This is a genomic window from Frankia tisae (genome assembly GCF_025403405.1).
GTDB lineage: Bacteria > Actinomycetota > Actinomycetes > Frankiales > Frankiaceae > Frankia > Frankia tisai.
Map to the genome: position 1 here is coordinate 1 of NZ_JANEZT010000289.1, position 8,876 is coordinate 8,876.

Below are 8,876 nucleotides of genomic sequence, written 5' to 3' on the forward strand. Positions count from 1 at the left end.
GCCCCTGTCCTGATCGTTCTCGTCACCGTTGTCACCATGTCTGTGAGGGTCAGATGCCGACCATGCCCGTCCCGCTCGCCGAGTTCGCCGAGCGCAAGCTCGGCTGCGCGGGCACGATCAGCGCCGCCGACCGGCTCTCCCCCGGGCTGCTGCACCTGCAGGTCAGCTGCCCGCAACCGCGCCGGAAACGCTGGGCGCCGGGGCAGGAGATCGAGTTTCGGGTCGGGACGCGGGCGTTTCGCCACTACAACGTCCTGGCCTACGACGAGCCGGCGGGCGTGCTGGGCGTCCTGATCCACCTGCACGGCGACGGCCCGGGCAGCACCTGGGCGGGCGGTCGTGAGGTCGGCGAGCAGGTCGTGGTGCTCGGGCCCGGCGGCAGCCTCGGCCAGCGGCCCGCAGAGCGCCGCCTGCTGCTCGGCGACGCCACCACCCTCGGCACCTTCGCCGGCATGATCGCCGCCGGCCCGCCGGGTTTCGTCGGGGCGGTCGAGGTCGCGGCCGCCGACGTGGCAGCGGCCGAGAAGCTGGTGCCGGGGCTCGCCGTCGTCCCGGCCCAGGCCGAGCCGGGTGCCGCCCTGCGCGGCTGGCTGACGGCGTCGCTGGCCGACCTCGGCCCGGTCCCCGCCGACGTGGCGTACCTGCTCGGCCACGCGCAGACCATCCAGGAGCTGCGCACGATCCTGCGATCGTCGTCGACGTTGGACCGGCGTGCCATCGTGACCAAGCCGTACTGGTCGACCGGCAAGGCGGGACTGTGAGCCGCCAGCCTGGGAGCCCCCAGCCTGGGAGCCCCCAGCCTGGGAGCCGCAGACCCAAGCCTCCCAAAGCCTTCCGGGAGTTGGCCGAGCCGGTCCGCGGGGCGCTGCGCGCCGCGGTGCTGCTCCAGGCGCTGGCGACGGCCGCCGGGCTGATGCCGTTCGCCGCCGGCTACCTGCTCGCCCGCCAGGTGCTGCCGCCCGGCGGATCGGCCCCCGACCGCGGGGCGCTGTGGACGATCACCGGTGTCGCGATCGGCGCAGCGCTCGTGCATTTCCTGCTGGCGGCGCTGGCGATCGCGGTCAGCCACCGAGCCGATGCCGATCTGCAGCTGCTACTTCGCCGGCGGATCGCCGAGCATCTCAGCCGGGTGCCACTCGGTTGGTTCACCGAGGCCAACAGCGGCACCGTCCAGCGGGCGTTGCAGAACGACATGGAGGACATGCACTACGTCGTCGCCCACGCGCGCCTCGATCTCACCGCCGCGCTCATCGCCCCGCTGGCCTGCCTGGCGTGGCTGTTCAGCGTCAACTGGGCGCTGGCGCTGATCACCCTGGTGCCCGTCGTGGGATTCGCGCTGGCGCAGAAGGCCCTGATCGGCGGCGCGAAGGCACAGATGGGGGCGGTCGCCGCGGCGATGGCGGCCGTGAACACGGCCGTCGTCGAGTTCGTCCAGGGCGCCGCGGCGCTGCGGACGTTCGGCCACGGTGCCGGCGCCCACCGGCGCTTCTCCGCCGCCGCCGACGAGTATCACCGCGTGTTCACCGCAGGCAACGCCCCGATCCTGCGCTCGGTCTCGCTGAGCACCGGTTTCGTCTCGCCCGTCGCGATGCTGCTGGTGATCCTCGCCGGCGGGACCCTGCTGGTCGAGGTGGGGCAGACGACGCCTCTCGACGTGCTGCCGTTCGTCCTGCTGGGCCTGGGCCTGGCCGCGCCGGTGCAGACCGCGGGCGGCGCCGCCGCCGCGCTGTACTCCGCCTTCTCCGCCGCCGGGCGGGTCCGCGACCTGCTCGCCGTGCCGGTCCTGTCCGAACCCGACGCCTCGGCCCTGAACGGCGCGGCCCTGAACGGCGCAACCCCGCCTGACACAACCCCGAACGGCGCGACCCCGAACGGCGTGCTCGCGGCGGGCACGACGACGCCGGAGGGCCGGACCGGGATCACGGTCGAGCTGCGCGGCGTCGCCTTCGCCTACCGGCAGGACGCACCGGTGCTGCGCGGCGTCGACCTGACCCTGGCGCCCGGCACGCTGACCGCGCTGGTCGGACCGTCGGGCGCCGGCAAGTCGACGCTAGCGGCCCTACTCCCCCGCTTCCACGACCCAACCGCCGGGCAGGTCCTGCTCGACGGGCGCGACATCCGTGACATCCCCGCCGACACGCTGTACCGGCTGATCGGATTCGTCTTCCAGGACGTCACGCTGCTGCGCACGAGCATCGCCGACAACATCCGCCTCGCCCGCCCGGACGCCGACCTCGACACCGTCGTGCGCGCCGCCCGGGCCGCCGCGATCCACGACCGGATCACCGCGCTGCCCCGCGGCTACGACTCGGTGGTCAGGGTGGACGCGGAGCTTTCCGGCGGCGAGCGCCAGCGGGTGGCGATCGCCCGGGCGCTGGTCACCGACGCACCGATCCTGGTGCTGGACGAGGCGACGGCGTTCGCCGACCCGGACGCCGAGGCCGCCGTCCAGCTGGGGCTGTCGCGGCTCGCGGCGGGACGGACCGTGCTGGTCATCGCGCACCGGCTGGCGACCATCACCCAGGCCGACCAGATCGTCGTGCTCAACCGCGGGCTCGTCGTCGAACGCGGCCGGCATCCCGACCTGCTCGCCGCCGACGGCGTCTACCGAGCGCTGTGGCGGGTCTCCGGCGTGGACGACGCCGGCCTGTCAGTCCTGCCGATCCTGGCATCCTCCGAGGAGCGTTCATGATCCGGGGCATCCTGCGGGTCGTCGATCCGGCGACCCGGGTCCGGCTGCGCCGGCACATCGCGCTCGTCGCGAGCTACGCGGTGCTGCAGGGCGTCAGCTTCGTGCTGGTGCTGCCGCTGCTGCGGGATCTGCTCGACGGGGACACCGGGGGCGCCTGGTGGTGGCTGCTCGGCTACGCGGCCGCCGCCGCGGTGACGCTGGTCCTGCGCTACCTGCAGGCGATGAGCGGCTTCCGGATCGGCATCGCCACGATCAACGCGTTGCACCATCGCCTGGGCGACCATCTGATGACCCTGCCGGTCGGCTGGTTCACCGCGCAGCGCACCGGCCGCCTCGGCCGGGTGGTCGGGCAGGGCACCAAGGACGTCAGCGGCATCCTCGCCCACCTGCTCGACCCACTGCTCGCGGCGACCGCGGTCCCGGCGGTCGTGATCGTCGGCGTGAGCCTGTTCGACTGGCGGGTGGGGATCGCCCTCGCGCTGACCGTGCCAGCGATGTATGCGGCCCACCGGCTCACCTCGCGGCGGCTGGACGAGGTCACCGAAGCCGGCGAACGGACGGCCGCCGAGGCGAACAATCGGGTGATCGAGTTCGCCCGGGCGCAGCCGGTGCTGCGCTCCAGCGGCAGCGCGGGCCTCGGCCGGCGCCTGCTCGACGACGCCCTGCTCGCCCAGGACGCGGCGGTCCGCCGGCGTAACCAGGTCGAGATCCCGAACCGGGTGGCGTTCTCGACCGTGGTGCAGCTCGGCGTCGGGCTGGTCCTCGCGGTCGTTACCGTGCTGCTGCTGCGGCCCGGGGCCGACGCCGCCGAACTGATCACGATCGTCGTGCTGGTGGCCCGGTTCGCCGAGCCGGTGGCGGCGCTGTCCGGACTCGCGTCGGCCAGCCGGATGACGCGCGAGCAGCTGCGCCGCGTCGAGGAGCTGCTGGCCACCGCGCCCCTGCCGCAGCCGGTGCAACCGGTGGCGCCCAGCCCGGGCCCCGGCGCCGTCGCCGTCGAGTTCGACGCCGTCAGCTTCGCTTATCCCGACCCCGCCGGGTCCGACGGCGACCAGACCCCCGCGCCGGCCGTCCCACCGGCCGTCCCACCGGCCACCGCACCGGCCGCCGCCGGTGACCGGCCCGACCGCAGCGGTCTGGACGGCATCACCCTGCGCTGCGCTCCGGGCACGACCACCGCGGTCGTCGGACTGTCCGGCTCCGGCAAGACCACGCTGCTGCGTCTGGTGGCCCGGTTCTTCGACGTCGACGCCGGCCGGGTGCGCATCGGCGGCGTAGACGTGCGCGACCTCGCCGCATCCGACCTCGCCGCCAGCTTCAGCATGGTCATGCAGGACGTGTACCTGTTCGACGGGACCATCCGGGAGAACATCCGGATCGGTCGACCGGACGCGGATGACGCCGCGGTCACCGACGCGGCCGTCCGGGCCCGGGTGGACGAGATCGTCGAGCGGCTGCCGGACGGCTGGGACACTCGGGTCGGCGAGGGCGGCGCGGCACTGTCCGGCGGCGAACGCCAGCGGGTCTCGCTGGCCCGGGCGCTACTGAAGGACGCGCCGCTGCTCCTGCTCGACGAGGCGACGTCGGCACTCGACCCGGCCAACGAGGACGCGATCGGCCGGGCGATCGCCGCATTGTCCGGACGGGCCACCCTGATCGTCGTCGCGCACCGCCTGCACACCATCGCGGCGGCGGACACGATCGTCGTCCTCTCCGGCGGACACGTCGTCGAGACCGGCAGCCACGACGAGCTGCTCGCGCTGGGCGGCCACTACACCCGGCTGTGGGACAGCCGGGCGAGTTCCCAGGGCTGGCGACTGGCACCCGCGGGAGCCGGCGGCGAGCTCCTGTCCGCGCCGCGGCGATGACGGCGATCACCGCACCGCCGGGCGCCGCATCACCGGCGCCGCCGGGCGCATCCCCGGGAGCATCGCGGGGCGCCCCGGCAGTGCGCCGCGGCCGGGGGGCCGGGCTGCTGGCGGTGGCCGGCGCCCTGCTGGCGGTGGTCATCGTGCTCAGCATCGCGCTGGGCACCCGCGCGCTGTCACCCGCCACCGTGTTCGACGCCCTGTTCCGCTACGACGGCAGCCCGGACGAGAGCATCGTGCGGCAGCTGCGGCTGCCGCGGACGTTCATCGGCCTCGCCGCCGGCGCCGCGCTGGGGCTGTCCGGGGCGCTGATGCAGACCCTGACCCGCAACCCGCTGGCGGACCCCGGGCTGCTCGGGGTGAACGCCGGCGCCGCGGCCGCGATCGTCGCGGCGGCGGCGTTCACCGGTGTGACCTCCACCGGGGGGTACGTCTGGTTCGGGCTCGCCGGGGCGGGACTGCTGGCCGTGCTGTCCTACCGGCTGGGGTCCGCCGGGCGCGCCGCGGCGACCCCGGAGCGGCTCATCCTCGCGGGCGTGGCGCTCACCGCGACGCTGACCGCCTTCACCACCATCGTCATCCTGCTGCGCCCGGCCGCGTTCGAGCAGTTCCGCTCCTGGAGCGTGGGTTCCCTCGGCGGGCGGCCCATGTCGGTACTTTGGCAGATCCTGCCGTTCATCGTGGTCGGCAGCGCCGTCGCCCTCCTGCTCGCCCGCCCGCTCAATGCCCTGGCCCTCGGGGACGATCTCGGGCGGGCCGTCGGCGCCCGGTCCGGGCGGACCCGCGTGCTCTGCGCCCTGGCCATCGCCTTGCTGTGCGGGGCGGCCACCGCTGCCGCCGGGCCGATCAGCTTCGTCGGCCTGATCATCCCGCATGTCGTCCGCCCGCTCGCCGGGCCGGACGTGCGGCTGCTGCTGCCGCTGTCGATGCTGCTCGCGCCGGCACTGCTGCTCGCCGCGGACATCGTCGGTCGGCTGATCGTCAGCCCCGCCGAGCTGGAGACCGGGGTGGTCACGGCGTTCCTCGGCGCCCCGATCTTCCTGTTCCTCGCCCGCCGCACCCGGATCAGTCGACTGTGACGGCGCCACCCGACGCCGCCGCCCCTGCCGCCGGCTCCGAATTCGCCTCAGAGCTCGCTCCAGGCTCCGGCTCCCACTTCGGCTCCGGCTACCGATCCGGCTCCGGCTCCGGCTACCGGACGGCGATGTACTGCCTGATCCTCGTCGTGCTGACCGTCGCCACCGCGATCCTGGCCCTCACCACCGGCGAGTTCCACGTGCCCGTCGGCGAGGTGGTGCGCAGCCTGACCGGTCGCGGCAGCCCGTCGACCCACTTCATCGTGGTCGATCTCCGGCTACCCCGGGTGCTCTGCGCCATTCTCGCCGGCGCGGCGTTCGGCGCCAGCGGAGCCATCTTCCAGAGCCTGACCCGCAACCCGCTGGGCAGCCCCGACATCGTCGGCTTCGAGACCGGTGCGGCCTCCGGCGCGCTCATCGCGATCATCCTCCTGCACGGCGGCCCCGGTCAGGCCACCCTCGGCGCGCTCGTCGGGAGCCTGGCGACGGCGGCGCTGGTGTATCTGCTGTCCCTGCAGGGCGGGGCGACGCCGCACCGGCTGGTGCTGACGGGCATTGGCGTCAACACGATGCTCGTCGCGCTGAACGCGTACCTGATCGCCCACGCCGACTTCCAGGACGCGCTGGCCGCGCAGGTGTGGCGCATCGGCGATCTCGCCGGCCGGGGATGGTCCGACGTCGTCGCCGTCGACATCCTCCTCGGCGTCGCGCTCCCCCTCGCGCTGCTACTCAGCCGCTCGCTGTCGATGCTCGCGCTGGGGGACGACACGGCGATCGCCCTCGGTGTGCCGGTGCAACGGCGTCATCTGGAGCTGCTCGGGGTGGCCGTGATGCTCGCGGCCGCCGGCACGGTCGCCGCCGGGCCGGTGGCCTTCATCGCCCTAGCCGCCCCGCAGGTGGCACTGCGGATGACCTGCTCGCAGGGGCCGGCCATCGCGGCCTCGGCATGCACCGGCGCGCTGCTGCTGGCGTTGAGCGACTTCGCGGCGCAGCGCCTGCTCGCACCCACGGTGCTCCCGGTCGGCGCGGCCACCGGCGTCCTGGGCGGCCTGTACCTCGCCGGCCTGCTGGCCACCTCACGGCAACGCTCCTGATCTTGCAGCCCGTCGGCCGGGCCGAGGAGATCCGATCGGCTTGACGGCTGAGCGCGATCCGGCTCGCCCAGGGGTGGGAAAGTGCAGGAGACTGGAGGAGGGGGAGTATCCGCTCGAACGTCTTCCGTTCCAGCGTTGGCTGGTTTCCTTTTACCGTGAGAATGTAGTCCAGGCCGGCTTGCACGACGACGTCGGCGGTGTCGTGCTGCGTGTGGGCGCCATACCAATAGCGGCGGTGTGTGTATTCATATTTCCCCCTGGTGAGGGGGCCACAGTAGCGAGTTAGCCCGGTCGGGCAGGTGTTCGATCAGCGTCGTGGGCAGGAGCCGGATGAGTGCGGCGAGGACCGCCCGGTCCGCCCAGTCCCACCGGGGCTCGGGCCGGGTACGCCGCAGCACCGCGACCTCATGCCGCAGCACCAGCAACTCGATGTTCTTCGACGCCGACGAACGGCCGAGGAGAACCAGCCAGCTACACACCCGCACGAAGATCAGATAGAGCAGGCGTACGGACATAGCTGACCATCATGCCGGCTGCCGCACCGTCGCATCACCCCAGCTCACGGGCCCAGGCCGACTTCTGGCACCCCACAGATCGCCCCCACCCAACATCGAGCCGTGACGGAAGCCGATGCCGGTGCGGTCGATGGGATCCGGGGGAGGCTGAGGTAGCGGGCGCGTAGTTGATCCCAGGTGGCGAGTCGATCGAAGTGGGGTTCGGGGAGTAGTTCCTGGTGGTCACCGAGGAAGGGGTTGGGGAGCAGTACGGTCATCATCTGGTCGCGGACCCCGTTGAGCATCCGCAGTGCCCACGAGGTCGGGGTGCCGTCGCGGCTGATGCGTCGGTACAGCTCGGCGCGCGCGCATCGCCTGATCTGGCCGAGTCGCGCACCCTGGCGCGGTGGTCGCCGCCGCCCACACCCAAACGGGATTGAGACCCAGGATCGATCCGAAAGCCGGGACACGGAGGCCGGGACAGAACGCGCCGTAACGGAGGACGGACGGTCGTGGGCATCGACGTCGAAGGCCCAGAACAGGTTGCCTTTGATCGTGCGCAGCGTCCGGCGGGCGGGGCGAAGATACTGATGATGGCGTCCCGGCTGCTCGGACGCCTTTCTCCGCAGCCTGGAGTCCGGGGCATTCCTCCGCTTCGAGGAGCTCCAACGGCAGCAGGAGGCTATGGCCAGCGTGGAGCCTGGCCCTTATGGGTTGGCGACGATGCGGAGTTGGGGTGGGGCGGCAGGAAAAGGGTCGCGGAGGGCGGCGCGGAAGGGAGTCGTGGCGGCCTGGTCGGCGGGGAGCCAGGTGATGAGCCGCTGCTCGTCGTCGGGCAACAGCAGAACTTCGTAGGCTAGACGCAGCTCTCCCGCGCTCGGGTGGCCGAGGCGTTTCACGCCGCGGTGTTTCTCGGCCACCGCGTGCGCCGACCAGCGGGATGCGAAGTCGGGCAGTGGGCTGAGTTCGGCGAGAAGGGAGCTGAACGCCCGGTCGACGCCCCACCGGGGTTCGGCGGCGCGCAGCCGGCTCACCTGCTCGTCGGCGGCGGCGGACCAATCCGGGTAGACGGCGCGCGCCCGCGGGTGGGTGAACACGTGGCGGGCCAGATTGGGTGCCGTTCCGTCGAGCATGCCCAGCGGCGCGGCGATTTGCTCCCATGCCGGATTCCAGGCGAGCAGATGGCTGGCGGGGCCGACCACGAACGCCGGGGTGCGACTGAGGCTGTCGAGTAGCTGGTGCACGCTGGGGGCCACCTGACCCAGAACGGGGGCAGCCAGGGGACAGAGCTTAGGGTGACGGCCGACGTCGGCGAGCGTAGTCAGGTGCTGTCTCTCGTCGTCGGTGAGGCACAGCGCTTTGGCGAGCGCGGCCAACACGCTCGGAGAAGGGTTGACGTCCCTGCCTTGTTCGAGGCGGATCAGGTAGTCGACGCTCACCCCGGCCAGCATGGCTACCTCTTCGCGCCGCAGACCGGGGGTGCGGCGCCGGCCCGAGTCGGGCAGCCCAACGTCGGCCGGGTGCAGCCCGCCGCGGCGGGCCCGCAGAAAAGTGGCCAGCTCGGCACGTTCGCTCATCCGACCAGCATGCCTCATCGGACCCAGGGGCATCCTGGCCCCCGCGCTCCCAGGATGCCCCCCCAGTACCAGGAC

At 73.0% G+C, this 8,876-nt stretch carries 8 protein-coding genes; 5 read left to right on the forward strand and 3 right to left on the reverse strand.

Annotated features, from left to right (window positions below; all coding sequences use genetic code 11):
- Positions 1–53 precede the first annotated feature (53 nt).
- The 5 genes from NBZ85_RS22865 (at position 54) to NBZ85_RS22885 (ending at position 6,730) form a co-directional block, all read left to right on the forward strand.
- The gene (locus NBZ85_RS22865; RefSeq protein ID WP_261558995.1) at positions 54–761 is read left to right on the forward strand and encodes a siderophore-interacting protein; all 708 of its coding nucleotides are present in this window, start codon (positions 54–56) and stop codon (positions 759–761) included.
- Positions 762–841: 80 nt separating this feature from the next.
- Positions 842–2,692: an ABC transporter ATP-binding protein gene (locus NBZ85_RS22870; RefSeq protein WP_261562563.1), complete on the forward strand. Its 1,851-nt coding sequence runs from the start codon at positions 842–844 to the stop codon at positions 2,690–2,692.
- The gene (locus NBZ85_RS22875) at positions 2,689–4,560 is read left to right on the forward strand and encodes an ABC transporter ATP-binding protein (RefSeq protein WP_261562564.1); all 1,872 of its coding nucleotides are present in this window, start codon (positions 2,689–2,691) and stop codon (positions 4,558–4,560) included. Before NBZ85_RS22870 ends, NBZ85_RS22875 begins: the two co-directional genes overlap by 4 nt.
- Positions 4,557–5,639, forward strand: a complete 1,083-nt coding sequence (locus NBZ85_RS22880; protein ID WP_261559000.1) for a FecCD family ABC transporter permease — start codon at positions 4,557–4,559, stop codon at positions 5,637–5,639. Before NBZ85_RS22875 ends, NBZ85_RS22880 begins: the two co-directional genes overlap by 4 nt.
- On the forward strand, positions 5,636–6,730 hold the full coding sequence (locus NBZ85_RS22885) for a FecCD family ABC transporter permease (RefSeq protein ID WP_261559007.1): 1,095 nt from the start codon (positions 5,636–5,638) through the stop codon (positions 6,728–6,730). Before NBZ85_RS22880 ends, NBZ85_RS22885 begins: the two co-directional genes overlap by 4 nt.
- A gap of 245 nt (positions 6,731–6,975) precedes the next feature.
- Here NBZ85_RS22885 and NBZ85_RS22890 read toward each other — a convergent pair whose 3' ends face one another.
- The 3 genes from NBZ85_RS22890 to NBZ85_RS22895 form a co-directional block, all read right to left on the reverse strand.
- Positions 6,976–7,245, reverse strand: coding sequence for a hypothetical protein (locus NBZ85_RS22890; protein WP_261559008.1), 270 nt, complete (start codon positions 7,243–7,245; stop codon positions 6,976–6,978).
- A 44-nt stretch (positions 7,246–7,289) separates the two neighbouring features.
- Positions 7,290–7,694, reverse strand: coding sequence for a DUF7676 family protein (locus NBZ85_RS33860; RefSeq protein WP_438803105.1), 405 nt, complete (start codon positions 7,692–7,694; stop codon positions 7,290–7,292).
- A gap of 237 nt (positions 7,695–7,931) precedes the next feature.
- A complete protein-coding gene (locus tag NBZ85_RS22895) occupies positions 7,932–8,801 on the reverse strand; it encodes a helix-turn-helix transcriptional regulator (protein WP_261559015.1) in 870 nt (289 codons plus the stop codon).
- Between the last annotated feature and the right edge of the window lie 75 nt (positions 8,802–8,876).

What these genes read in the sequence shown, in the direction of transcription:
- NBZ85_RS22865 (WP_261558995.1), top strand. Translation starts at nt 54, where the DNA reads ATGCCGACCATGCCCGTCCCGCTCGCCGAGTTCGCCGAGCGCAAGCTC.
- NBZ85_RS22875 (WP_261562564.1), top strand. Translation starts at nt 2,689, where the DNA reads ATGATCCGGGGCATCCTGCGGGTCGTCGATCCGGCGACCCGGGTCCGG.
- NBZ85_RS22880 (WP_261559000.1), top strand. Translation starts at nt 4,557, where the DNA reads ATGACGGCGATCACCGCACCGCCGGGCGCCGCATCACCGGCGCCGCCG.
- NBZ85_RS22890 (WP_261559008.1), bottom strand. Translation starts at nt 7,245, where the DNA reads ATGTCCGTACGCCTGCTCTATCTGATCTTCGTGCGGGTGTGTAGCTGG.
- NBZ85_RS22895 (WP_261559015.1), bottom strand. Translation starts at nt 8,801, where the DNA reads ATGAGCGAACGTGCCGAGCTGGCCACTTTTCTGCGGGCCCGCCGCGGC.